Raw genomic sequence first — 24,926 nt, 5'->3', positions numbered from 1 at the left:
GTTTTAAGGTCTATCAGGATGCAAGATCCTTTACTGAACTCCCTGGTGTACATCAGCCGATACTATGGGATGTCGAATTCGCCTGAGGCACTTGTCAGCGGTTTACCCTTAGCCGATGGTAAGCTGACGCCTTTTCTTTTTCCTCGCTCTGCTGAGCGGGCGGGCTTGGTTGCCAGAGAAAACCGTACAGAATTTGAAGCAATTCCAGAGCTGGTTCTGCCTGCAGTATTACTTCTTCGTGGTGGAGACGCCTGCGTACTGGTGAGCGTAAACAGTGAAACGCAAGAAGCAGAAGTCGTCACCGCAGATTCTCATTTGATGCCTATCTCGCTGCCTCTTGATGAACTGAAACAGCAGTACATCGGTCGCTATTTTCTGGTGAAAAAGCAGTTCCGTTACGACGAACGCTCACCTGAAATACTCAAACCAAGAGATGGTCACTGGTTCTGGAGCACGCTTCTGGAATCGAAACACATCTACCGAGACGTGTTGATCGCCTCGATTCTGATCAATGTGTTTGCGATTGCCGCCCCTATGTTTACCCGCCTGGTGTACGACAAAGTCGTCCCAAACCTCGCGTTTGAATCTTTGTGGGTGCTGGCATCCGGAATATTTGTGGTTTTCCTTTTCGATTTTTTACTCAAATTGCTGCGAAGTTACTTTATCGACGTGGCGGGTAAAAAATCGGATGTCCTGATTTCATCCAAGCTGTTCAGCAAGGTCATGGGCATCCGCATGGAGTCACGTCCGGCTTCGGTTGGCGCTTTTGCCAGACACTTGCAGGAGTTTGAGTCAATTAGAGAATTCTTTACGTCGGCAACCGTCTCTTCTCTGATTGATCTGCCGTTCGCCCTACTCTTCCTGGTCGTCATCTGGCTGGTGGCGGGGAATCTGGTTATCGTTCCTATTGTGGGTATTCTGATTCTGATCATCCATTCGATGCTGATTCAGGGACCATTAAGAAAAAGCATTGAAGAGGGCTCTCGCCTCGCTTCGCAAAAATACGCCAACCTGATTGAGAGTCTGGCGGGCTTGGAGACGGTAAAAGTCTTTGGTGCGCAAAGCCAGTTCCAATACCGTTGGGAAGAAGCGGTTGCGCACATGGCAAACTGGAATATTAAGAGCCGCCGCATCACCGATTCTATCCAGAATGCTGCTGGGTTTATTCAGCAGACATCGAATGTCGGCATGATCATTGTCGGGGTTTACCTGATTGCCGAAGGCGACCTGACCATGGGTGGATTGATCGCTGCCACCATGCTGAGCGGGCGTGCAGTAGGTCCTTTGGTTCAACTTTCATTGTTGTCCACTCGCTACAATCAGGCCAAATCGTCAATGACGATTATTGAGCAGGTCATGTCAATGCCAGACGAGCAGGAAGAAGGAAAGCGCTACATCCACCGCCCTATTGTTCAGGGAAAAATCGAACTGGATCGCGTCACCTTCAATTACCCGGACTCAGAACTTGCTGCCGTGCGGGATGTGTCCATCACCATAAATCCCGGAGAAAAAGTCGCCATTATCGGGCGTATTGGTTCAGGAAAAACGACCATTGAACGTCTGATTATGGGCTTGTACCAGCCGACACAAGGCAATGTGCGTATTGATGAGACTGATATAGCTCAGCTTCACCATGTGGATGTAAGACGCAATATAGGCTGTGTACCACAAGACATCACTCTGTTTTACGGTTCTATTCGCGACAACATTACTCTGGGACAACCTTTGGTAGACGACCGAGAGGTGCTGGATGCTGCCAACCGAGGCGGTGTAACGGTATTTACTCAGCAGGACCCGGCTGGACTGGAACGTCAGGTCGGAGAAGGCGGGATTTTACTTTCTGGTGGTCAGCGTCAGTCTGTAGCGATTGCCCGTGCGTTCATAGGTCGTCCTCCTGTTTTGCTGATGGATGAACCAACCAGCTCAATGGATAACCGCTCAGAGATGCACATTAAGCATCAGCTATTGAGTTTGAAGAAGAGTGAAACCCTTATCCTTATTACCCATAAAACCTCAATGCTGGACGTGGTTGATCGGGTAATTGTGATGGAAAAAGGGGCAGTTATTGCTGATGGACCAAAAGAACAAGTACTCAACAACCTTAAGCAGGGTCGGGTACGCGCTTCATAAACTCCTTAGATTCAAACAACGCCCTCGATACAGAGGGCGTTTTTTATGCTCAAACTGTCTCAAGATACCCTAACCACAACGCACCCTGTTTTGTGCCCTTTTTCGACATATTGATGTGCTGCAACCAAATCGTCCAAGTCATACACAGAATCGATCACCGGAACCAAATTTCCAGTTTCAACCAACCGTTTCAGATAGTTCATGTCACTCTGAGTTTCTATCGCCAGCCCAGCCACCATCTGACGTTGACCAAACAGTTTCAAAATCATCATGCGAGCAAAATCGGACACGCCACCAGCAGCAGATATCCATATGCCTTTTTCAGTAAGCAAGTGCTCACATTCTGCATATTTCAAACTCCCATGGGTGTCATAAACCACATCAAATCGTTCATTCATTTCACTGACTGGTGCTTTTGAGTAATCCCAGGTCCTCTTTGCACCAAGCTGTAGCAGCAGTTCACGTTTATCGTCTCGACAAATGGCAATTACTTCAGCCCCTTTGTATCTGGCTAGCTGAACCCCATAGCAGCCAAGTGCTCCACCTGCGCCATTAATCAGAACTCTTTGCCCCGCCTTAAGCTCAATTTTATGATGCAGAAAATACAGCGAAGCGGTCGCCCCAAAAGGAATCGCGGCAGCTTGTTCGAAGGTCAGACCATTTGGAATCTTGGCGATGGCAGCGGATTCATCCAGCACAAGAAATTCAGCATTCGCCCCCATACCGGTTCCTGTTCCTCCGAAAACCCGCTCTCCAATAGCAAAGTTTTTCACCTGATTTCCTGTCGCCACAATTTCTCCGGAAAACTCAGTACCAAGTATCTGCCGCTTAGGTGTTATCAATCCATTGAAAAGCCGCACTGCAAATGGGTCGGCTTGTCGCATATGGATATCCGCAGCCGACACCGATGTTGCCCGAACCCGAATTTTAATCTGGGTGTTACCCACTTCTGGTTCTTCAACATTGGCAACGTTAAGCACGTCTGGCGAACCATACGCCTGATATATCATGGCTTTCATTGACCACTCTCCCAATCTTTAGTGTTTTTCTACTCTAATAATTTGTCTAAAGAAGGACTTGATAATTTGTGCGGTGGTGCGTAATTTTTGAACTCAACTTATAGGTGTACCCATAGCAGATATTGAATATGACGTCCTTAGTTGAGCAAATAAATGAGCTGGTTGAACACATCGAATTGCACCTTGGTGATGATATGGACATCGCTGATCTTGCAAAGCAGATGCAGCTTTCTCCGTGGCACTTCCAACGCACTTTCAAAAGTTTGGTAGGTGATACGTTAGGTGGCTATGTCCGGGGGAGGCGTCTTTCTTACGCTGCCAAACAGTTATTAGACACCGATATTGGCATTCTGGAGATAGCTCTGGACACGGGCTTTAATTCTCATGAAGCGTTTAGTCGATCGTTCAAAACCTATTTTGGTCTTTCACCAAAAGTATTTCGCGTTCAGAAGCCCAAAGTCCTGCTTCAGGAAAAGCCTGTTCTTACTCAGGAACTCGTCACCCACCTGCGTCAAGGAATCGCTCTGAATCCAGCCATTGTCTCTCGCCCTGCCACCTTGTTGGTGGGGTTTCAGAGTCAAATCCCATCACCATTTATGTTTCAGGAAAGCTACTGTGACCTCCTGGAAGCCCCCTGGATGCAGCTTTTGGAGCGTCGCCAAGAGATTCCAAACAAGGTGGAGGATACCTACCTGGGGCTGACGATTAGCGATTCAGGGCTATTTACCGAAGAGGAGGTGACTTACTTGTCGGCAATGAAAGTGACCTCATTTGAGCGCATACCGGATGGTATGGTTACCTATGAATTATCAGAGCAAATGGTCGCGATATTTGAGGTAGAGGAAGTCTCGGAAGATTCTGTAAACAAGACCATGGATTACATCTACGGCTATTGGTTACCCAATTCAGAATACCAGAGAGCGGAAGGTCAGGATTATGAGCTGTTTGAAGGGCTTAAGAACTTCACATTGCCTGACATGACATCGAAATACGTCATTCCGGTGAAACCCAGACAAAAATGAAAAACCCCGCCACAAGGGCGGGGTGAAAACTCTAAAAGTAGAAAAGGCAGTGGTAACTTTTAGAATTTAACTTCTAGACCTGCTGCATAACCCAGCTCAGTCTTAATCTTGTCTCCAGCTTTGTCTTTCGCATCAGCGTGACCAAGCTCTGCATATACTTTCACGTTGCTGTGAAGTTTATGAGAAACGTTCGCGTAGAAGTTATGTACTTTACCTTCTACTGGACCTTTTGCGTCACCGTATTCGTAACCACCAGCTAGAGTCGTTTTCTCATCCAACTTGTAAGTTGTAGCAAGCTTAGCTATGTTGATTGTCGCGTCTTTTAGCTTATTCACTTTAACGTTGCTCGTTACTTTAGTTGTAGAGTAAGAAGCAGCAACAGTGATCGCGTCAAACGTACCTTTTACCTGACCGTGAACAGTGTTTGATTTTAGGTCTTGCACACTTGCTACTGTTGATTTGTTATTAACAGTAGTTGTCGCATCAGCCCCAAGTTTAACCTGTTGGAAGTATAAAGCTGTTTCGAAGTTACCAAACTTGTAGCCACCCGCAACGTCAAATGCTTTAGTATCAGTTTTGGTGCTTACGTTTTCTTTGACTTTAGTAGCAGTTAGGTCTGCATAAGAACCACCAACCCAAGCGTTACCAAAAGTACCTTTGTACTTAACAACGTTGTCGCCAGAGCCAACACCTAGAGTTGTAATTTCATCTTCAAAGAAGTTCAGACCGAATTCAATTGCTTGACCGATACCAGCGCTATCAAACGTTGTAGTTTGACGACCTGCCGTAAACGTACCGAATTGGTTATGTTGTAAACCCACGTACAACTCATCGTTTTCAACATTTTTGCTTTCGAATTTGAATGCCGCTTTACCGATAGCGTTTAGTTCTTCGTTTACTGTCACTGTAGTTGTAGCAAACAGGTCACCATCGTCTAGGCGGAAGTTACCTTTTGAATCTTTAGCACGCTCTTTTTTGTACTGAACTTCAGCTGCACCACCAAGCTCTAGCTTAACGCCATCCTTGTTGTAGATTTCTGCTGCGTTTACTGACGTTGCTGCAAGAGTTACAGCAACAGCAAGAATTGTCTTTTTCATATCATTCATCCACTGCTAATTATTTTTAACTGCAAAATAATTCATTTGCGGAATGAGTATCTTCACTAAAAAGATCGTTATCAATAGACCCTTACGTCAGCTTACATCTTTAAAACCAATAACTTACAATGCTTACGCTTGAAACATTTTGTTGCATAAGCTGGGTGTAAAAAAGACACAAAGAAAAGCAACTTAACGCATATAACTTAACTGACCGACAACCAAATCCAGTACCCTATTGCCGAAAATGTGGCGACCCAGTGAAAGAAAACGATAGTAAACAGCACTCGATAAAAAGACGCCTTCTGCGTTTTATGACGAAGCAAACTTCTCCCAGCTAGCGCACCGGGCCAGCCTCCGATAACGGCAAGAAAGTGAAGCGTTCGCTCTTTCACTCTCCAGTTACCACGTGAAGCCTGATATTTGTCCCAGCCATAGAAAAGAAACGTTATTACGCTTAGTGCAACTGACGCCACTAACCACAAAAAGGATTGATGGCTATAAAATAGAAAGGCAGATAATAGAACCCAATACAGGATCGACAGCTTCACAGTGCCCCCTTGAAAATAGCTGGATGGAATGAATTTTAGGTAAATAGGATAGGTTAGCTGCCCATTAGCGGAGCAAAGCTGATCTCATAATGGTTGTAAGACAATACGGAAGGTCCGTGTTCACGTCGGGTAACAACGGTATCATCACCAAACTTAACGGTAACACGGGTATACACTTTGTTTTTTATCGTTATGGTATTGGCGGTCAGCATCTGCTCAAATTCAAGCTCTACAGCATCCAGTTTCTTCTTGGTTCGGCTAAGCAGATCGTTGTTCTTTTGTTTAAGCGTCGCGACGTTATCGACCATCTCCTGAGTACGCTCTGCTTTAGGCGTTTTAGACAGCTCCAGTTCGGCGCGAACCACCTTCATGGTGTCTTCCTGAACCTTCTTATAACTCTCTTTCAGCCTTTCAATACCGTCTTTGTACTTCTTGTAGCGAGCACAAGCTTCTACGGTGGTGACCGAATCCCCTTCAACACCAAGATTGACACAGGTAATTTTGCCGCCGACTTGTGTATCACCGCCACTCAAGGTGCCTTGTTTACCGTTCGCATCAGAAACCGTCAGATCTCCTCCGCAGCGAACGTCATTTTGTAAACTGTGGATGGCAAATGTCACGTCATCGTGCGCCTGTATGGTCGCGTACTGTGCGTATTTACTGGTAATAGACCCACCAGAACGAACAACACAGGCGTTTTCCTCGCCTTCTGCGATAGGACGACCAATAATGCCTTTCGCGGCGGTAATGTCACCATGCGCCTGAACGTCGGCAGATTCAATAAAGCCGCCAACCGTAATTGAGCCGGTCGCCAAAACTTTCATACCAGGTTCGATGTCGCCAGTGATCACCACACAGCCTTTGAATTTTATGTGACCCGTAGACACGTCCACTTTGCTTAAACACAAAGCATTATCCACTTCGACAGTAGACCCTTTTTTCATCATCGGCATACCAGAGACGGCAGCACGCAGCAAATTAGGATCGTCTTTGCAAATGTAGGTGCCTTTGCCTTCACGCAAAAGTTTGTCGTTACCCGGTTTAGGTGGGATCACTTTGCCGCATACGGTGAAACCTGGTTTACCTTTGGTTGCAGGCTTACGCCGCATAAGTTCTTCATTTTCTGCCACGGTAATGGTTTCACCGAGGTTACGCATGTCAACTTTATGGGTAACGGAATTGATTTCCTGAGGTCTCAGAACGCGTGCATTAATGTCTGGGAAGAGTGGAGTGAATTCGGCGTCTTTTCCTTCTACGGGCATCTTGCCTTGGGCAACCGCCTGTGAAAACTCCTGACCGGGCGGCACTTTGTGGCTCATCGCCAGTACTTTTTTCAGCGCAAGCTTGTTGATCCCTTTGGTTACTTTTGCCAGAGAAAGCGCTTCGACAATTTCACTGCCTCGCAATGCGCGACCACCCTGAGCACCAGTCACAACCATTCGGGCGATCATATCGTTATCTTCAAGCACAACACTAACTGAAGCATTCTTGCGAAATGCAATGTTCACACCCTGAAACGCTTCTTTTTTGGTTTTTCTGGCAGCGGAAATGAAACTTTTGACGGCGCTGTCGTCGAGGAAGAAAGAGGCAGCTCCCAAGCTTTCGATGGCATGATCAAGCCCAAGCTCACCAAAATCGGACTCTACCGTCACATCGGTGGGCATTTGCGCTATGACAAACTGATCGTCATCTGAAAGTCGGATGAACTCTTTCCACATACTCCATTACTCAAAAATAAGACTCCATTTCTGGAATGAGTGTAACGAATTTGCCCAAAGGTTTAACAAAAAAATGCTCAAATTCCGGCGATGGTCACTAATACAAGTACGCATTTATCGCCATAATGAGAATATTTACTATTAAGCTCATAACATTAATGACATTTTTCATGTTAAATGCACAATTTTAAGTCACATCAGCCATACAATGGAGTTTAGAAAAAGCATCTGGCTGGTTTATGGTAAATCCACGTTATATTAGCAGCTCAGATAAAATGTTAATTTTCAGTGAATTGGTATACCGCTTTTACCCTTTTTCCGCAGTTTGAATACTCTAAGGACTCACAAAGCTCAGAGACCAAAACAATGCCGCGTCCATAGCTGTTTTCATCGGATACCATATTCAACTCGTGGTAGTTAAAACCTTCCCCAGTATGCTCGATTGTCATCGCCAGTTGATTGATTTCAGGCAAGTATTCCAGATCCAAGGTTAACACCGCATCATCACTGAGGTCTTGCAAGCGTTCCTCACGAAGCTGGTAGTAAGTAAAGAAGCCTTCTTCATCGTTCTTGAGATTGGAATCCAGCCCAAGAAGCCCATGCTCAATGGCATTAGCAAACAACTCAGACAACACCGAACAGACCAAGTCCAGATTCGGTCCACCGCTGACAATACCGGAAATGTAATGCCTGACCTCAGCCATCACAGTCACGCCACTTAATACGTCTTTCGGGAAGCTTAAGCGCGTGTTCAGCGGTACTCTGCCTACAAACGGCAGTTCGGCATCTGGCGTTTGCCCCGCTTCATTGTGGATAGGGAACGTCATGGTCAGGATAGACAGATCATCGTCTTTGCTCTTATGAGAAAAGACATTCACTGCCTCATACAGTGAAGGAATAATCGCGTTCGGTTCACAAGCGTTGAGCACATCTTTAAGGCGGTCTTCGCCAAACTGCTCCCCTGTTGGATTCGCCGCTTCAGTCACACCATCGGTGTAACACACAATCTGCTGCCCCTGTTCCATACGCAAATGCACCATATTGGTTTCGAACTCATCAGCGCTCAGAACACCCAAAGGCATGTGGGCAGACGTCAGGTTATTGATGATTTTGCCCTCTGAATCCAGTATGTAGCTGTCTGGCAATCCACCGCCCCACCACGTAACATCGACTCCATTGGCGCTGATCTCAAACACATTGGCCGCAACCATCATGCCCAGAGGCAGAAAGCGTACGAGTGCTGTATTGATCTCTTCGAGAATTTCACCAAGCGACATGCCCTTCGCAGCCATGGAGAAAAACGCCCTTGTCGCCGGAATGGTTGAAATAGCAGCAGGTAAGCCGTGCCCCGTCGCATCGGCAATCATGACATAAACCCCGCCTTGTGGTCGGTTTGCCACAACGATAAGGTCTCCGTTAAATACAGTAGAAGGGTTAGAAATGTACTCAATACCATCGATATTTTTGTACATGTCTTCAGCAAGGTTAGTAAAGATAGATTCGGAAATCGCGTAGTCGTACTTCACCTGTTCGCGGAACTTGCTCAACTCATCGCGCTGTTTACTCACTTCATTGTGCATTTTGGCGATGCGATAGTGCGCCTGAACTTTGGCAAGTAAGGTGCTTCGACCAACCGGTTTCAGGATGAAATCGTCCCCATAAAAAAGGCACCGACCAAAGGAATCGCGGTCATCCAGCACCGTCAGGAAAATGATCGGCATGTGCACATTCGGGAACTCGGCACGGATCTCTTTTGCAGTAGTAAAGCCATCTTTCACGGGCATCATGACGTCCATCAGGATGACGTCCGGCAGGGCTTCGGCTTCTTTGAGCGCGTCTACCACCCCTTCCCCGTTCTCAAACAAAGTGATGTCCTCTGCAATGCTGGTCAGCATATATCGGAACATTTCTCGGTTGGTTTTCTGATCATCGACTATCAGTATTCGCATAACCTAGCCCTCCTGAATTCGTTATTCGATTGAAAACTTCTTATCAAATCTCGAGATCAGCAGAATTTTCTTCACTTGCGGCATACTGTTGGTGATCACGATTTCTCCGTCTTTCTGATTCAGATACTTGTGCATATTGAGCAACATTCCCAACCCTGCACTGTCGATGTAGTCGACTTTGCGAAAATCAACCACAAAGCGATACCCTTTCTGTTCGCAGTAACTTTGACGAAACTCGTGTACCAGATTAAAGCCAAATGCACCTTCGACAGAAATCACAACACGTCGTTGGTTGTTATCTATTTCAGCAGTTACAGACATAGTTCTTCTCCCTAGAATAATTCAACTTCACCTTCATCAATCCCAGATTGCTGCGCCGCCGCTTCACCACGGTTTTGCGCGTTGGATTTCAGTTCTTCGATACCCTGAACCAAATCTGAAAGCTCTATTTCACCTTGATTAAATTTGTTCATTAGCCCAACCATTTCTTCTATGGCGTTGGTACTTCGCTGGGCATGTTCCCCCTGCTGAACAACGATGTCGGCAAACTGCAAAGCACGGATCCCGTTGCTCACCTGATCAGCCAGTTCGCGCCCCATCCCCTGGATCTTGTCGATCTCCTCTTTGATTTCCACATTCACCTGTTGCACGCCCTGCAACATGTCTTCAACCTGATCTTTTGAGTCGATCGCTACCGTCATATCAATAGATGCGATCTCACCCACCGTGACGTTGGCTTCTTTGATCGTGCCCTGAGCGATGGTGATCTCTTTCTGAATTTGCCCGTTGAGATCTTCTGCCTTCAGCGACAGGTTACGCACCTCCTGCGCAACCACCGCAAAGCCTCGACCCGCATCCCCGGCTCGCGCTGCCTCAATCGCGGCGTTCAATGCAAGCAGGTTGGTTTGCTCTGACAGCCCCTGAACCTGATCAAGCAGGCGAAATACATTGTCTAATTTGGACGACATATCATGAATGCTGTGGACCGCTGTGATACTTTTCTCGGAGACGGTAATCAGAATTTCGATGTACTCAGCAAATATCTTTTCGGTTCTTGGAAGCACTTGTGTGAGGCTGTATTTACTGTCCTGATTCGCCAGAAGGTTATTCACTAACTGGGAAGAAACATCACTCTGACGCTGTGAGACATCCTGCAAGCCAAAAAAGCTGTCATTCAATGTCACAACGGATTCGTCCATTACCCCTCGCTGCTTATTCAGGCTTTCCTGAATATGCGGAAGCTCTTCGTCAATCAACGACTGGACCGCTTGAAGATGAGCCTGATTGTCTCCGGACACGTCCACCTTCATTTCTACTTTCGGCGCTTCAGCTGCAGGGGCTTTTTGTGAGGATTTAATCAACACCCAGGGCGACGCTGCCACCAGCACAGCCAAGCCGACCACCCACATTGATGTCACTTCCATCACAATGAAGCTGAGACCAACGACCTGGAGACCCAAAATGAGCCACCAGGTCGTTAAGAATTTGGTTATTTTCTGCATTATTATTAACCTCTTAAGTTCAGAAGCGCTTAGGTCGAAAACAAGGTGTCACAAATCAACCTTGGTACTCTGTTGAGCGATACCACTTTCTCAACCGCCCCGACTTCTACCGCGACACGTGGCATTCCCCAAACCACTGAAGATTGCTCATCCTGCGCAATCGTAAATGCTCCGGCATTTTTCATATTCAGCATGCCTTCAGCTCCATCCTGCCCCATTCCGGTAAGGATGACGCCAATAGCCCGATCACCAAGCGTCTCAGCCACAGCATCAAACATGACGTCTACCGAGGGTTTGTGCCGGTTAACGGGAGGACGATCGTCCAGCTCGCAATACAAACATCCGCCACGTTTCACTATCACCATATGCTTGTCACCCGGTGCTACGTAGGCACAGCCATTGACCAGAGGAGCAGAGTCCACCGCCAGATCCCGCACTGTTATTTCGCTCGCCGCGTCCAGACGTTGAGCGAAAGAAGGCGTAAACATGGCACTGATATGCTGAGTAATCACGATAGGAGGAAGGTTGGATGGCAATGCTGATAACACGGAGCGGACCGCTTCGGTGCCTCCTGTTGACGCACCGATGGCAATCAGGTCGAACTGTTTGCTCTTTTGCTTCACTTTCGCCTGCTTTTCCGCCTGCTGACTGCTATGCCCCTGCTTGACGTTTGCCCCCGCCGCCATTTTGATTTTGGCGTTCACCATCTGTTTGTAGTGAATCATTTCAGCGGTGTTTTCCACGGCAGGTTTGGGGAAGTAGTCCACGGCACCAATTTCCAGAGCCTCCAGCGTTATGTCTGCTCCGTGCTGGGTAAGCGTGGAAATCATGACGACGGGCATCGGACGCAGTCGCATAAGATTTTTAAGGAACTGGACGCCATTCATTTTGGGCATTTCAATGTCCAGCGTCAGCACATCCGGATTATGCTGCTTGATCAGATCCCGAGCTTCGTAAGGGTTTTCCGCCGTTGCCACCACGGTAAGTTGAGGATCCGATTCGACGATCTCGGTCAGCAGTGCTCTGAATACTGGGGAGTCATCAACGATCATTACTTTTAATTTATTATTCATCAGAATAGCTCCGCATCATCATCGTGTGGACGGTGGCTCTCAATATCCAGTTCTTTGGCGTATGCCGCTTCTCGGCGTTTCACTTTATCCACTTCAGTAAAGCGAATGCGCTTCACCCACGCCTGACCGCTCAGAGGATCGAACATGACTTTTCTGGGAATCATGCCCCCCAGATCCTGCGCATCGATCTCAAACCCTTCCTGTCTGGCGTAATTAAGAGCAAATTCTATGTTCTTGTCCCCTATCAGTGCCGTCTTTCCCATCATCTGTGCGCCACCAAACAGCTTAAGGCGAATTCGCTCTCTTACTGCTCCTCCTGCCAATAACTGGTTGATCAACATTTCCATTGCGTTATTGCCATAGCGCGAAGCGGTTGAAATGATTTCTGTCGGGTGCCAGTGCTCAATTTCGTATTTGCTGTCAAAGGGCAACAGAAAGTGGTTCATTCCTCCAACGAAGGCATGTGGGTCCCACATGCATGCAGCAATGCACGAACCCAGTCCGGTGCAAATCACTTCAGGCTCACGGCTGGTATACACGCCGCCGGGCAGTACTTTCACCATGTGCACTTTCTTTTGTTGGTGATAAAAGCGTGCAAACTGCTGGTTCGTCTGATCGGGCTTTTTTGCCTGAAGTTGCTTCATTCCTGCCTCACTGTTTAACGTATATGGTGTGTCCAAGATGCCGGAAGAGATCAGTACAATTTCCAACACTCTCGGAGTGACCAATAAACAACACACCATCGTCGGCAAGATGTTCGTAGAATCGTCGGATGAGCGTCTCTTGAGTGGGCTTGTCGAAATAGATCATGACGTTGCGGCAAGAGATGACATCAAATTGTTGATTCATGGGCCAATCAGCCAATAAATTCAGCTGGTTGAAAGTAAGATGTTGCTGTAACTGACGTTTTATTTTTATATTTCCGGTCATGCGACCTTTTCCCTTCACAAATGCCCCTTTGAGGTATTCGCTTGGGATTGTTTTTATGGCTTCGTCGCTGTATACCCCTTTGCGGGCATGCGCCAACACGTTGGTATCCAGATCCGTGGCAAGCACTCTCACGGTATCAATGCGATCAAAAACCTGCATTTTTTGTAGCATGGCAAGGTAACTGTAGGGTTCTTCCCCTGTTGAGCACCCCGCTGACCAAATTTTTAATTGTGTTTTTCGTTCACTGAACCACTTTGGAATCATGACGTTTTCAAGGTATTCAAAATGATGGTATTCCCTGAAAAAGTGCGTTTTATTGGTGGTCAGGTTGTTGATAAAATTTACTCGCTCGGAATCGCTGCTTTCCAGTAACTCCCGATACTGACTGAACCGTTGAAAGCCATGTTCACGCAGCAAACGGCTGATTCGCCCATAAACCATGGCTTTCTTTTTGTCCGACAGGTATATCCCCACACTCTTATGGACAAAATATTGAATGTATTTAAAGTCCTGTTCCGTTAGTTCAAATTCTCTGCCTTCTAGCGGACTTTGTGGTTCAGCCTGGCTTAGAACTCTTCCCATTCGTCGCCGTCCTCACTCAACTGTATCCCTGAGTTAACAGCTTGGCTTGGCGGTGCGATCGGAGCCGGCGCATTACGAATTTCACTGATGTTGCTTGCTGGTTTCGCACTTCCACTGTTGTCTCGTTTGGATATGGTTTGCACATTGTTGTCGGTGGTAAAGAAATTCATCAGGTTAAGCAGCTCTTTCCCTTCGTCTTTCAAAGACTGACTGGCTGCTGAGGTTTCTTCTACCAGTGATGCATTCTGCTGGGTCATCTCATCCATAGTGGCGACGGCTCGGCTGATTTCATCAATACCTGTCGCCTGCTCCTGGCTGGATTGCGCTATCTGTGTGATGAGTTCGGATACTTTAGCCACGGCATCCACAATCTCATTCAAGGTTTCGCCCGATTCATCCACTAAACGGGAACCCTCATCGACTTTCTCAACGCTGTCGTTAATCAGCCCTTTGATCTCTTTCGCTGCGGCGGCACTGCGCTGTGCCAGATTACGGACTTCACCTGCCACAACGGCGAATCCACGTCCCTGCTCTCCGGCTCTGGCCGCCTCTACTGCGGCGTTCAGTGCCAGTAAGTTGGTCTGGAATGCAATTTCATCAATCACACCGATGATGTCGGATATCTTCTTACTTGCACTGTTAATCTCAGCCATTGCTGCAACAGCCTGACCGACCACTTCTCCGCCTTTGCCTGCTTTCTTCGCAGCATCATCGGATAAGTCATTTGCCCCTTTCGCGTTTTCAGCGTTTTGTCGGACGGTGGTTGTCATCTCTTCCATGCTGGCCGCGGTTTGTTCCAGATTCGAAGCCTGAGCTTCTACACGCTGACTCAAATCATTATTGCCTTCAGCGATTTCTGTCGAAGCCGTAGCAACGCGAGCAGAAGAAGTAGTGATTTGCTCTACCATATTGCGAAGATTCACAATCGAGGTGTTCACCGCTTCTGCCAGACGCCCGAACTCCCCTTCATTATCGTCCGACATATTAGAGTTCAAGTTGCCATCTGCCACCTGACTCATTACGTCGATGCACTGACCAAGAGGTGCAACAATGGCATCCAGCAAGTTGTTAATCCCGTCACCCAGTTCAGACATAAAGCCACTGTAAGCACTGGTATCAATACGCTCTTTCAAATCACCATTAATGGCTTTTTGAATCAGTGACTCAACCTGTCGCTGACCGTCTTGCTGTTCCGTAATGTCTTCCCACTGAAGCGCGGGGCCCATGTAATTGCCTTCCGCATCCCGCATCGCAATACAGGTGAGGTTAAACTCCAGTACCCCGACTTTAATATCAGAGGAGAAAGGCAGGTTATCCGGATTGGAAATGATGCCTCGCTGATGAGCCGGGTTCTTATGGAAGACATCAATGTTCTGTCCGATCAATTTGCTGGCATCAAAACCGGGCAGCACTTTTTTCAGATCGCTTTCGCGGCTAGACAAGAGCTTGTGAAGAGCCGGATTCAAATATTGAATGATGCCGTTTTGGTCGGCCATCATTAGGTTCGTCGTCATGCCTTCAACTGCCGATGCCAGACGCCCAATCTCAGCTTCTTTAGCTCGCTCTTCCGTCACATCTTTCCACTCGAGAGTGTTCCCGACATAGTTACCCTCGGCATCTCTGATCGCAGCAACGTTCAGTTCTATCTTGAGATCGGCGATGGTGATATCGGTCTGGTAAGGTAAGTTATTTGGGTTATCCAGCATCTTGCGCTGGTGGGCTGGGTCTTTATGGAAACCGTCAATGCATCGCCCCATCAGCCACTCTTCCGATGCCGTAAAGTCGTGCCATACGGTTCGCATCGTCGCTTCGTGCTTTTTAAACAGGTCTAGGGTTTCCTGATTGGCATAGGTAATCAGGAAGTCTCGGTCAATCATCACCATGGCTGTTTGCGCCTGATGCACCGCGGCACTCAGTCTGGCAATCTCAGTGGCTTGCTTTCTCTGCTCTGTGACATCACTCCATTCCAGCGTGTTGCCAATGTAGTTCCCCTGGGAGTCTCTGATGGCAGCGACATTCAGTTCGATTTTTAGGTCTGCAATATCAATGTCGGTGCTGTACGGCAAGTTGGCAGGATTATCCAGTAGCTTACGCTGATGGCTTGGGTCCTGATGGAAACCATCAATACAGCGCCCCATCAGCCAGTCTTCTCGTGCAGAAAAGTCCGGCCATACGGTTCTGAACTTGGCTTCGTGCTTTTTGAAGAGTGCCATGGTTTCGCCATTGGCATAGGTGATTTCAAAATCCCGATTGATCATGACCATGGCTGTCTGAGCTTGGTCGACCGCCGATTGCAGCCTCGATATGTTGGATTCCTGTACACGTTTTTCGGTTACATCTTCCCACTCAAGGGTATTGCCCGTGTAATTGCCTTTGCTGTCTCGAATGGCGCCCACGTTCAGTTCCAGCAATACACCTTTAACATCGATGGTGGTGGTGTAAGGCATATTGTTAGGGTCAGCCAGCATCTGTCTCTGGTGAGAAGGATTGGTATGGAAGCCGTCAATGCAGTTCCCAATCAGAAAGTCTTCATTAGCCTGGAAGTTTGGCCAAACCGTCTGGAACAATTGTTCATGTAATTGGAGCAGTTCCAGCGACCGTTTGTTTACGTAGGTAATATTAAAGTCGCGATCTATCATCATTAACGCGGTTTGCGCCGTATTCAGAGCAGACAGCAGTTGCTCTGTACTGACGGCTCCCGCAGCGGAGTTAGTCTCGCCCATCAGGCTATCTTGGGAGGGAGCTTCAAACTGCTCCGCGCTTTTTGTTTTTCTATTCCAAAATGACATCGCTTCACCTCTCACATGAGCGCTTTTTCTTCTGATAAGTTATTGAGCTCTGCGACATTAAATAGAGCTTCCAGGTTAATGAGAATCACATGCCCTTCATTGGCTGGCACAATGCCGACGATGAAGTTCTTGTCCACTGTTAGCGACATATTGGGCGCTGGTTTTATGTCGTCGGTATCGAGTGCATACACTTCCGACACCGCGTCCACAATGATGCCAAGTGGCTGTCCATGTGTATCATTCAAAACAATCACAACAGTGGTTGCGTTAATCACGGCAGGTTCTAGCTGAAAACGTTTTCTCAAATCCACAATCGGGACATATTCCCCACGGATTTCCAGCACACCATTAAGGTAGCTAGGCGCATTGGGCACAGTTCTCACCTTGCTCCAGCCACGCACTTCTTTCACATCCAGAATGGGAACGGCATATTCTTCTTCGTTTAAAATAAAACTCAGGAATTCTTGTACTGCCATGACTCACCCTGCCTTTAAAATCGTTTCCATGTTGAGCAGCTCATCAGTATCCAGTAAGGACATCACCTGCTCTTCCACATTCAGTAGCCCCACGGTGAATGGTGTCACCACCGAATCCCCTAATGCGGGCGTCAGCTCTTTATCCCCCTGGCTGACCACATCGGAGACCGCGTCTACCACAAGCCCCATCAGACGTTCGCTTTCTCCACTCGCACAACGAAGCACCAGCACCACGGTTGTTGGCAGGTACGCACAATCACCAATGCCAAACCGGACTCTCAAATCGATGACGGGAACGATCATGCCTCTAAGGTTAATCACACCTTTGACAAAGTCCGGAGAACGGGGGATCGGAGTCGGACGCTCCCATACGCGGATTTCTTCAACATCGCGTATGTCGATTCCATATAGTTCGCCGGCCAGACAAAAACTCAAGAAATCGGCGTTTTCACTGATTTCGCTGTCTGCGATGTTTTCCCCTTCCACAACTTGAAGTGCTTCGCTCACGGTTGCTCCCTAGGCTGCGATGCCGCCCTTGCTGTCTGACTGCCGATTCAGAAATGAAGTAATCAGACCTTGAATATCCAGTATCAGAGACACAGAGCCGTCACCTAATATCGTCGCTCCTGATATGCCTGCCACTTTGCTGTAATTAGACTCCAGACTCTTAATCACCACTTGTTGCTGATCCAAAAGCTCGTCTATCAATAACCCGACACGATTCCCTGCCGCCTCGACCAAGCACAGAATGCGCCCTTCGAGTTCTCCGCTTTCTCCCATCTCAAATTCTTCGTGCAGTCGGAGTACGGGAATGTTTTCCTCTCGCAGGCGGTACAACTCAACCCCACCGGCAGCGTGCTTAACGCACTGGGTATCTATCTGAATGGATTCAATGATGGTAAGTAGCGGAATAACGTAAACTTCGCCAGCCACTTTGACGAGCTGACCGTCCAGAATGGCTAACGTGAGAGGTAAGCTGATGGTGAATGTACTTCCGGTGCCTAGCTGAGATTCCACTTCGATATGTCCGCCCAGCTCTTCGATGTTTCTTCTCACCACGTCCATACCGACGCCGCGACCTGAAATATCCGAGACTTCTTCTGCGGTAGAAAAACCGGGCGCAAAAATCAAATTAACGATCTGCTTATCGGTCATTTCTTCTCGACGTGCATCAGGTGGCAACACGCCTTTGTCCTGTGCTTTTTTCCATAATTTGTCACAGTTGATGCCAGCACCATCATCTTTCACTTCGATGATAATGGAGCCCCCCTGATGGAACGCATTAAGCTCGATGACACCCATTTCTGGCTTGCCATTTTCACGTCGTTCATCCGGCAATTCGAGACCATGGTCAATGCCATTTCTGACTAAGTGAACAAGCGGGTCAACGATTCGTTCCAGAACGGTTTTGTCGAGCTCCGTGTTCTCCCCTTTGATTTGCAAATCCACCTGTTTGCCAAGACGACCAGACAGATCCCGAACTAGACGAGGGAAACGGCTGAAAGCAAAACTCATTGGCAACATGCGAATATTGAGGACGTTTTCCTGCAGGTCTTTGCTGTTTTGAAGTAACTGGTCGAGACCGGATTTGAGCTTCTCTAGCTTATCCACGGTAAAGTCGTTTCCGATTTCCGTCAGCATGGACTGAGTGATGACCAGTTCACCCACCAAGTTGATCAGGCTGTCGACTTTGTCGATGTCGACCCGAATGGAACTTACACTCGACTCTGACTTCGCGGGCTTTCCTGCTGCTGCGGGCTTTTTGTTGTCTTTTGGTTTTGTTTCTGGAACAGGCACCGCGGCACTTTGTGGTTGTGGCTCTTGCGGTACTGTTTCTGTTTGTTCAGTTTCAGATGATGGCTGCGCAACGTTCTCTCCTTCGGTTTGTTCGCGCTGCACGTCTAAATCACATTGGTCTTCCACCCATTCAAATATTTCTCGAATGTCTTCTTCTGCCACTTCACCAGAGATTTTCATGCGCCAGCTCAGATAGCACAGCTCCGGCTCTAGTTCGCTCAGTTCCGGTAAATTCGCCATGTTACAGACGATGTCGCAATCTGGGTCCAGCTCTTTAACTTCCCCAATAATACGAAGCGGGTCATTACCGCTGAAGAACAAATCTGTATGGGGAATAAAGGAAACCAGCCATTTGGCGGTATCGGAGCCATTGCCGGAATCAAGGGCTTCAACTTGTTCTGAAGGTGGAGCAGAGGAATCGGCGTTGGTGTCGCCTTGTGTGTCTAGTAGTGCAGCCAGTGCTTTATTGACTTCATCTTTGAGCGCGGATTCTACTTCCGTTTCATTTTCATAGCCTTCAAGCATCTCGGTGATGCAGTCGCCACTTTTCAATAGTATGTCGACACTGTGGCGGGTTAACGTCATTTGACCGTTTCGGACTTCGTCCAGATAGGCCTCAACATTGTGTGTGAACTCGCTGATATCCAGCAAATTAAAAGTGGCAGCGCCTCCCTTTATTGAATGCGCCGCTCGAAATATCGTATTGATGGTTTCCAGATCAACGTTATCCGGATCCAAATCCAGCAATACGGTTTCTAGCACTTCTAAGTTTTCACGACACTCTTCGTAAAACATCTTACGAAGTTGGTTCATGTCTAAAGCCATGGGTCACCTACCTGTAATCTGCCTAGCGGCTCTGCCGGAACGAACGCTTAAATCACGCGTTTCAATGTTTTTAATAATGTTTCAGGGTTAAATGGTTTAACCAGCCACCCTGTTGCACCAGCAGATTTCCCTTCCTGTTTTTTCTCCATACTGGTTTCCGTTGTCAGCATCAGGATAGGGATAAATTTATATTGAGGATTGCCACGAATGGCACGTACCAGCTCAAATCCGCCCATCACGGGCATGTTCACGTCCGATATCACAACATCGAACTTGGTCATCTTCGCTTTTTTAAGGGCATCACTTCCGTCGTTAGCCGTTTCGACCTCATAGCCAGCGTCTTTTAAAGTGTGGCTAACCATTTGACGGATCGATACAGAGTCATCGACAGCGAGAATCTTAGTCATAAAAGTCCCCTCAATTCCTTAATTTTCAAACACACTTTGTAAGTCGAGTAACTTAATACTTTCCTGAAATTCATCAGAAGCATTGATAAGTTTTATCTCGGTGTTTGCCTGCTTGGCGCTAAAGAAAAGAGATGCCAACGCCTGCAAACCTGCAGCGTCAACTCTGACTACGGAGGAGGCATCAATCATCAGCTCTTCATTAGTGTCGAGCCACTGTTGATACTCGTTTTTGATATTCAGGACGTTACCAATCTCTAAGGATTCTTCTAATTGACATTCCATATGTCCATCCCTGCGACCTAGCCATTAGCGGAGTTGACGTATAAATTGAGTGTAGGAGGGATTCTTTGATTATCAACAATAAAAATGTCAGAACAGCTCAGTTGGAACTGCTACCTGATGAGCTACAAATAAAAAATTGAAGTGAAGAAATTCACATTGATGAGATTAAAGTCTCTTAAAAAACAACCTTATAAATCGATTACACAAATTCATTTCGATTGTCGACATTTATATCAATTCAGCTCAAAAAGGCTGTTATTGTGCAGCATATTTTTTACATTGTTTTGAGATAGTGGTCTGAAATAAATATCAAATGTTATTGAATTTACACTGTAAATTTCAGATTGGGATTCGAAGCACTAAATGCTGATAGATGGGGAAAATGACTCATTTACTTAAATTGAAAGAGAGACTCGTTTTTAGTCAAATTTACAGTGTAAATTCACCAAGATTTCAGCCACTTGTTCGCGGATATATTTCTCTAGCGACTTTCTCCCAGAAAAACCGAAACCAGCAACCACTTCGGACCAGCTTTGCTGTTGCAGGAATTTGGCAACAAGCGGATAAGCTGCCTCCCCATAGCCAGACTGTAGAGTCATCATTGTCAGCTTTGCCAACAGTACAGCAGAAGATTCTGCACCATTTCCACCTTGAGCGTAACGCTGAAGCATTTGCAGTTCATGCGCATTTAATAAGTTCGAAGGCAGAGAAAAGGTTTGTACCAAGGGTTCGACAATCCAGGGTTCGATGGTTTTCAGTTCGCCTGAAAGCTGGGAGAAAAAGTTGGCCTCCCAATACTGTTTCGCAACGCAGTACCAATCGCTGGTTTTTAGTGTTCGCACCATGATCACCGAGTGAGCACCACTTGCTTGATCTCGACTGCTCCCCACTCGTAAAGGAAGATACCCACATGCTAACCAGAACTGCAGCAACTCTTTTGTCGCACCGAAGCTGGTGGACAAATAAGTCACCTCACTTTCTAGTGCTTCTTCCAGCTTATCCAGCAGGACTTTACCCACTCCCTTTCTTTGCAAAATGGGATGAACAGCAATACGCATAACACGTACACTGGATTCTTTGGCAGCATCATCGACCCCTAAATGATTCGCCAGGCTAGACGGAACAAGATGCCCTTTTGGACGACGCTTTCCTGTCACAATGCCGTCGATAACGTCAGAAGATAAATCCCCTTCCCTCACTGTAGATAAGCAGCCAACCAATTGTTTGCCTTGCCATGCCATCCACAAATCGGTGGATGAATCGCTTAGTAACTGAAACAGGTCATTGGGTGAAGTTTGATAATGCGCATTGACCAACAATCCAAAGCATCGCATCAGCAAGCTTTTATCTCGGGTCAGAGCCTTTTTGTCGATGCGCTTAAGTACCACTTCCTCAAGAGTTGAATCTACTTCTTCTATTTCGGCATCAAGTAAGAAGGCGTCAAATAGCCACCTTTCTAGTGGATCATCCTCTGCCCAACGAATGGGTTGATTGAGATGCAGAGACTGCCAGCCAGACCGATTTTCCTGCAACCACTTAGTGAATTTAAGAGTGAAGCCGCGCCCGCATCCTTCATAGCCATGCACCGTGGTTGAAAATACCATGCGATGGTAGTGCTCTGTCATAGCAATCAACATCGGTACCGGAATCGCAGAAGCTTCGTCCACAATGAGTAAGTCGCATTCGGGCTTAGTTAAAAGCAACTCATCGGGTGCGATGTACCGCAGAGTACTCCCCTCGCTTTCAATCAGAAAACCGGAAGTACCTGGACCATGCCCAAGCATTTGATTGGCGTGTTCAAACACAGGAACGACAGCCTTGGTTGCAGGTGCAGTGACGACTATTGTCATCTTTCGCGAACGCATCAATTCGGCAGACGCCATTCCCAGAGAGGAAGACTTCCCTCGCCCTCGGTCAGCAGTCATCACTAGGGGGCGTTTTCTTCGACCAGAAACCACTTTGGTGATGGCTTTTATGGCGGCTAGCTGATCAGTAAATAAGGCGTCGACTTTTTCGGATGTTCTGATGGGTAAAGCAGACAAGGCCTTATCTTGCTCGATACAGATTTCACCATCTAGATGGGATGCCAGCCACTCACTTCCACCGTCTTTATTCAGATGTTTTCGGTTGAGTAATATTACTATCCCGCCACCAACCACAGTTCCGCATGCGGCCGCAAAGCTATTAGCGTCAAAACCAGATGCACAGTCGTATATCAGCAGAGTCAGTTCCGTGCCCAGTACTTTGGTGCCGAACTGATGATTCTTAGTTGGGATGTTTTGCCATTCTTCCCCGCCCAACTTCAGTGACCGATTTGGCGATTCGACGTCGATAAATTCACGGACTAGCGCCTGACACCAACTCTCTTCCCCCACCAATTCGACCAAAAATCGATGGCGGTTGTGCTTTGCGATTTGAGATAGCTGTACTAGAAAATCAGAGTGCGCCACAAAAGGAAGGCTCCAGAAAAAACGACCAGAAAGAATGGTAGCAGTTAAAGTAAATTCAGCTCAAGGGGATGAGCACATTGGCGGGAAGCAAAACAATAAAAAAGCCGCATCGCTGCGGCTTTTATGGCTTAAGAAAGCTTTTGTTTCAGGAAAGCGAGTATGTCTTCCATGGTTTGGTCATCCACTTTCTTCATATTCAGGGACAAAGCATTTCCCTTGCGGGCGTAACTGACACGTCCTTTAATAAAGTCGACTTTCTCTGCACCAGAGGCTTTTTTACTTGGTGCCAGTTCTTCAATCCAGGCTTCGAGCTGCTCGGTCACTTCTTTAGTAATCCGGCTCACGCCTTGAGTACTGGTGTTTTCCCAAACATACCCATTCTTACTGTGGCATTTTTTCAGCAGAGATTTCTGCTGCCCCTCAGTGAGCTGGAAGAACTGCTTGTGCAGTTTCACTATGGTCGGACGCCCCAGATCACCAACATTGGGATAAGCTCGAAGTAGCTCAAGTGGCAAAGCAGCCGCTTTCAGCGCTCCACTGACCAACGCTTCGCTGCATTGGAAAATGGTAGCCAGAGCTTTTTGGTCTTCTGCTTCTCCGTTATCCAGCTTTGCCTGCATCTCACGACCACGTTCATATAAAGAAAGCGGTTTATGTGCGTTTGCCACATCAGACAGGAACTTCGCATGTTCTGTCTCAATGTTCTCAGCCACGTAAATCAGGAAGTCTTTCTTCGCCAAGATACAGGACATACGGCGACGACTGCCGTCCAGTACTTCAATTTTTCCGTCTTTAGTGCGACGACCAACGGCTGGGTACTGCTGACCACGTTCTTCCAGCGTAGTCAGAATATCGGACAAAGCGTGCTGGTTCAGGAAAGACTGCTCACGGGCGTTTTGTTCAAATACAACCGTATCTGTAGCCACTTTATCGGCTGCAACTTTAACCAACTCAAAAGAAACCAGTTCCTGCCCTGCCACGGCAAGCTCAATAAACTGGGCTTTGTCTTTTGCGGCTGTCTGCGCTTCTTGCGGTGAGGTCGCACGGCGTTTGTTGGCTTTGCCAAACAGTTTTGCGTTTAATTCTGAAGTTTTCATTGCCATAGATTAAGACTCCTGATTGAGTGACGACCAGTGACCATGCAACACACGCTCAAGCTCTAATGCGCTCTTCTGAACGGCATCCTGAGCGGTAAGAAGGGTCTTTTTACCCCCTTCGAAATCCCCGACCGTGAGATCAAAGACCGTGCTGTAGGTATCTGCGCAGGTTTCAAATGCACGGCTTCGAGGTATCGTCGCCATCATCACTTGTTCACCCAATAGGTAATTCATTTCGGTTAATACAGAGACTTGTTTTTTATTGTCATCTTCAAACATGGTAGGCATTAAGCGCACAAACTCAAGCCCCTTCCAGTCTTCCGGGAACATTTCGTATACCGTTGGAAGGTGCTGGAAAAAGTTAACCGTTGATGCCCAGTCCAGTCGTTTCGCGGCACAAGGGATAAGCAGTGCGTTAGATGCATACATGGCATTCCACACTAGGGGATCGACGTGCGGACCTGTATCAATCATCACAATATCGAATTCGCTGGCAATCTTATCGATCAGCTTTTCTTTCAACAGACGAACGATATCCAGAGACGCATCCTGAGACAGGCTTTGCCACGCTTCCGCGTTAAACATCGCATCTTCAGGAAATGCAGAAATGGTTTTCAGGTTCGGATATTGGGTGGATAGCAAGACGTTCTTGTTGAGGAATTCCGTATCAACCTCTACCCCATCCGGCACATTGTCCAACATGATATCGACAGCAGAATAGATGTTGTCGTGCTCACTGACACTGATTTGCGGGTTCAGAAACAGACGCAAAGAGCCTTGTGGGTCAAGGTCAATCAGACAGATGCGGTAACGCTTATCCAGGTTCAGCGCCAGGCAAGCGGCTAAGTGCACGGCCGTCATTGATTTGCCCGTACCGCCCTTCTGGTTCTGAACGTTGATGATCCATGGCTTGTTGTCGCCATTTTTCTTACGTTCATGAAATTTCGGTACGCCAGCCGCATCCATTAGCATGTGAGCTTCTTGCAAAGAAATGGAGTAATGGTTGGCATTGTTCTTTGTAAATTGGTGCCCTTGCTCTTCCAACTTGCCGATTGCATCGTCCAGTTTACGACGTGTTAAACCCGAGCGCGTCTCCATTAATGCCTTTGACATAGGAGGAAAATGTTCATCGCTGCGTTCTTCTAAGACTATTTCAATACGATCAGCTTGAACTTGTTGAGTCTGATCCGCCAACTCAACTAAATTTTCTATTGTTTTTTCTCGTTTCAT

At 47.3% G+C, this 24,926-nt stretch carries 21 protein-coding genes; 2 read left to right on the top strand and 19 right to left on the bottom strand.

Translation table 11 applies throughout. The features are described from left to right. Positions 1–18 precede the first annotated feature (18 nt). A complete protein-coding gene (locus tag QMG91_RS18465; protein ID WP_022560551.1) occupies positions 19–2,130 on the top strand; it encodes a type I secretion system permease/ATPase in 2,112 nt (703 codons plus the stop codon). A gap of 59 nt (positions 2,131–2,189) precedes the next feature. Here QMG91_RS18465 and QMG91_RS18460 read toward each other — a convergent pair whose 3' ends face one another. Next, positions 2,190–3,149: an NAD(P)-dependent alcohol dehydrogenase gene (locus QMG91_RS18460; RefSeq protein ID WP_281831376.1), complete on the bottom strand. Its 960-nt coding sequence runs from the start codon at positions 3,147–3,149 to the stop codon at positions 2,190–2,192. Between the two features lie 128 nt (positions 3,150–3,277). On the opposite strand from QMG91_RS18460, the gene QMG91_RS18455 reads away from it, so the two are divergent. Further along, positions 3,278–4,171, top strand: a complete 894-nt coding sequence (locus QMG91_RS18455) for an AraC family transcriptional regulator (RefSeq protein ID WP_281831374.1) — start codon at positions 3,278–3,280, stop codon at positions 4,169–4,171. Between the two features lie 59 nt (positions 4,172–4,230). Here QMG91_RS18455 and QMG91_RS18450 read toward each other — a convergent pair whose 3' ends face one another. The 18 genes from QMG91_RS18450 to QMG91_RS18365 form a co-directional block, all read right to left on the bottom strand. After that, positions 4,231–5,268: a porin gene (locus QMG91_RS18450; protein WP_281831372.1), complete on the bottom strand. Its 1,038-nt coding sequence runs from the start codon at positions 5,266–5,268 to the stop codon at positions 4,231–4,233. A 206-nt stretch (positions 5,269–5,474) separates the two neighbouring features. Beyond that, positions 5,475–5,819, bottom strand: coding sequence for a DUF1294 domain-containing protein (locus tag QMG91_RS18445; RefSeq protein WP_022560547.1), 345 nt, complete (start codon positions 5,817–5,819; stop codon positions 5,475–5,477). A gap of 53 nt (positions 5,820–5,872) precedes the next feature. After that, positions 5,873–7,537, bottom strand: coding sequence for a DUF342 domain-containing protein (locus tag QMG91_RS18440; protein ID WP_022591990.1), 1,665 nt, complete (start codon positions 7,535–7,537; stop codon positions 5,873–5,875). Positions 7,538–7,815: 278 nt separating this feature from the next. After that, a complete protein-coding gene (locus QMG91_RS18435; protein ID WP_281831370.1) occupies positions 7,816–9,486 on the bottom strand; it encodes an ATP-binding SpoIIE family protein phosphatase in 1,671 nt (556 codons plus the stop codon). A 21-nt stretch (positions 9,487–9,507) separates the two neighbouring features. Beyond that, positions 9,508–9,807, bottom strand: a complete 300-nt coding sequence (locus QMG91_RS18430) for an STAS domain-containing protein (protein WP_004403952.1) — start codon at positions 9,805–9,807, stop codon at positions 9,508–9,510. A gap of 11 nt (positions 9,808–9,818) precedes the next feature. Continuing rightward, the gene (locus QMG91_RS18425; RefSeq protein WP_004403953.1) at positions 9,819–10,988 is read right to left on the bottom strand and encodes a methyl-accepting chemotaxis protein; all 1,170 of its coding nucleotides are present in this window, start codon (positions 10,986–10,988) and stop codon (positions 9,819–9,821) included. A gap of 29 nt (positions 10,989–11,017) precedes the next feature. After that, a complete protein-coding gene (locus QMG91_RS18420) occupies positions 11,018–12,061 on the bottom strand; it encodes a protein-glutamate methylesterase/protein-glutamine glutaminase (RefSeq protein WP_004403954.1) in 1,044 nt (347 codons plus the stop codon). Then, the gene (locus tag QMG91_RS18415) at positions 12,061–12,705 is read right to left on the bottom strand and encodes a chemotaxis protein CheD (RefSeq protein ID WP_004403955.1); all 645 of its coding nucleotides are present in this window, start codon (positions 12,703–12,705) and stop codon (positions 12,061–12,063) included. The genes QMG91_RS18420 and QMG91_RS18415 overlap by 1 nt, the downstream gene beginning before the upstream one ends. Before the next feature lie 7 nt (positions 12,706–12,712). Further along, entirely contained in the window at positions 12,713–13,573 is an 861-nt protein-coding gene (locus tag QMG91_RS18410) for a CheR family methyltransferase (RefSeq protein WP_022560542.1), read from the bottom strand. Then, positions 13,558–16,362, bottom strand: coding sequence for an aerotaxis transducer Aer2 (gene aer2, locus QMG91_RS18405; protein ID WP_281831367.1), 2,805 nt, complete (start codon positions 16,360–16,362; stop codon positions 13,558–13,560). Before aer2 ends, QMG91_RS18410 begins: the two co-directional genes overlap by 16 nt. An 11-nt stretch (positions 16,363–16,373) precedes the next feature. Then, positions 16,374–16,838, bottom strand: coding sequence for a chemotaxis protein CheW (locus QMG91_RS18400; RefSeq protein WP_004403958.1), 465 nt, complete (start codon positions 16,836–16,838; stop codon positions 16,374–16,376). A gap of 3 nt (positions 16,839–16,841) precedes the next feature. Continuing rightward, positions 16,842–17,345, bottom strand: coding sequence for a chemotaxis protein CheW (locus tag QMG91_RS18395; RefSeq protein WP_281831366.1), 504 nt, complete (start codon positions 17,343–17,345; stop codon positions 16,842–16,844). Positions 17,346–17,354: 9 nt separating this feature from the next. After that, the gene (locus tag QMG91_RS18390; protein ID WP_281831364.1) at positions 17,355–19,460 is read right to left on the bottom strand and encodes a chemotaxis protein CheA; all 2,106 of its coding nucleotides are present in this window, start codon (positions 19,458–19,460) and stop codon (positions 17,355–17,357) included. Positions 19,461–19,507: 47 nt separating this feature from the next. After that, complete coding sequence (locus QMG91_RS18385; protein WP_004403961.1) at positions 19,508–19,867, bottom strand: response regulator; 360 nt, start codon at positions 19,865–19,867, stop codon at positions 19,508–19,510. Between the two features lie 18 nt (positions 19,868–19,885). Further along, on the bottom strand, positions 19,886–20,149 hold the full coding sequence (locus QMG91_RS18380; protein ID WP_281831362.1) for an STAS domain-containing protein: 264 nt from the start codon (positions 20,147–20,149) through the stop codon (positions 19,886–19,888). A 419-nt stretch (positions 20,150–20,568) separates the two neighbouring features. After that, positions 20,569–22,599 (bottom strand): tRNA(Met) cytidine acetyltransferase TmcA, encoded by a 2,031-nt coding sequence (locus QMG91_RS18375; protein WP_281831360.1) that lies wholly within the window; start codon positions 22,597–22,599, stop codon positions 20,569–20,571. 128 nt (positions 22,600–22,727) lie between these two features. Then, positions 22,728–23,702 carry a ParB/RepB/Spo0J family partition protein gene (locus QMG91_RS18370; protein ID WP_004403966.1) on the bottom strand — a complete coding sequence of 325 codons (975 nt, stop codon included), beginning with the start codon at positions 23,700–23,702 and terminating at the stop codon, positions 22,728–22,730. 3 nt (positions 23,703–23,705) lie between these two features. Then, positions 23,706–24,926: a ParA family protein gene (locus QMG91_RS18365; RefSeq protein ID WP_004403967.1), complete on the bottom strand. Its 1,221-nt coding sequence runs from the start codon at positions 24,924–24,926 to the stop codon at positions 23,706–23,708.

This window comes from Vibrio nigripulchritudo (assembly GCF_027924785.1).
Taxonomy (GTDB): domain Bacteria; phylum Pseudomonadota; class Gammaproteobacteria; order Enterobacterales; family Vibrionaceae; genus Vibrio; species Vibrio nigripulchritudo.
The sequence above is the reverse complement of the archived record's forward strand: the minus strand, read 5'-3'. Positions and strand labels throughout refer to the sequence as shown.